The 1,263-nt window shown below is 35.9% G+C and carries 1 protein-coding gene; it reads right to left on the bottom strand.

Translation table 11 applies throughout. The features are described from left to right. Positions 1-960, bottom strand: a 960-nt coding sequence (locus QY97_RS19310; protein ID WP_046128823.1) for an ISL3 family transposase, incomplete at its 3' end; no start/stop codon positions are given. Positions 961-1,263 lie beyond the last annotated feature (303 nt).

The following is a 1,263-nucleotide window of genomic DNA, read 5'->3' as shown; positions in this document are numbered from 1 at the left end:
TTCCTTTTTAACCAAACTGATACTGTTTTTTCCGTTTTCTTTGGCACGTAAAAACCAAGAACGATATGCCTCTTTAATTTCATATGCTTGTTTGAGTTCATTCGACATCTCCAAGTAACGATTTAAATGCCATTTCTCATCCTTAGTTAAGCGTTGGCAGTCTTTATGAAAGACATGTTTCATACGTTTACACTTTTTACGGTCGTAGCCATGAAATTGGTTTTGTACTCGACGTCTTACTCCATCAAGCCCCCAATAGATGTAACGACAAAAATGAAATCTATCAGCTACAATAACAGGTTTACCCAATGCCTCTTGAACGGCTGCTTTAAAGGAATGATTCATATCCATTATGACTATTTGCACTCTAGATCCGTGCTTTCTTAAGTAGTCTTTTATCGTACGTTTATAACGATTTGGTAGAATATCAATCGGTTCTTTTGTTATCCCATTCGCAATGATTAACTGGTATTTCCCTTCGCGGGTATCACCCTTGTATTCATCAATAGCTATAACTGTAGGTAATTCTTCCACCGGACGAATTTCACTTCGTGAAATTTGATCGAATCGACGTATAATGGTTGAAGATGAACACCCGTAGATTTCAGCTGTTTCCTTAAATGTTTTTCCTTTAATCGCTTTAATTGATATAGCTTGATTCCATTCTATTGAGGTACGTTGATAACGCATGACAAAAGGATTTTTCTCTGAAAAACGTTTCCCACATTCACAGACATATCGTCTACGCTTATAAAAGATTTGGGTTTTTCTTTCAAACCACTTTAAGTGTTGAATTTTTTGTATACGATAGTCATGAATTTTACTCGTCCTTTGATTACATTTAGGGCACCGATGTACTTTTCGCTCCATTTCAACGTACAGGCGGATAACTTCGCCCACTTCTTCAACATTGGTTAGGATAGACCCTTTTAATCCAGGAATAATCATGGTAAAATCCATATACACGCAACTCCATTCTTTAGACTTGTTTCTCGACAATTCAAGTATAAAAGAATGAGGAGTTTGCGTGTTTTTTTATGCACACAAAATTTTGTTTAAACCCCAACAAATATTATAGAGCCAAAAAAAGAGCCCTAGGGCTCTTTTTTGGTTAAGAGATCACTACTGAAGTAAAAAGAACGCACAAAAAAGCCCAGCTTCTTTGTATGAATGTAAAGTGTACCCTTTGTAAAGGACATTTTAAAAAAAGCCTAGGCAGTTTTAAGAAGATGATCTCTGTATTGAACAGGGGTCATCTTTTTT

This window comes from Bacillus thermotolerans (assembly GCF_000812025.2).
Taxonomy (GTDB): Bacteria; Bacillota; Bacilli; order Bacillales; family Domibacillaceae; genus Quasibacillus; species Quasibacillus thermotolerans.
The sequence above is the reverse complement of the archived record's forward strand: the minus strand, read 5'-3'. Positions and strand labels throughout refer to the sequence as shown.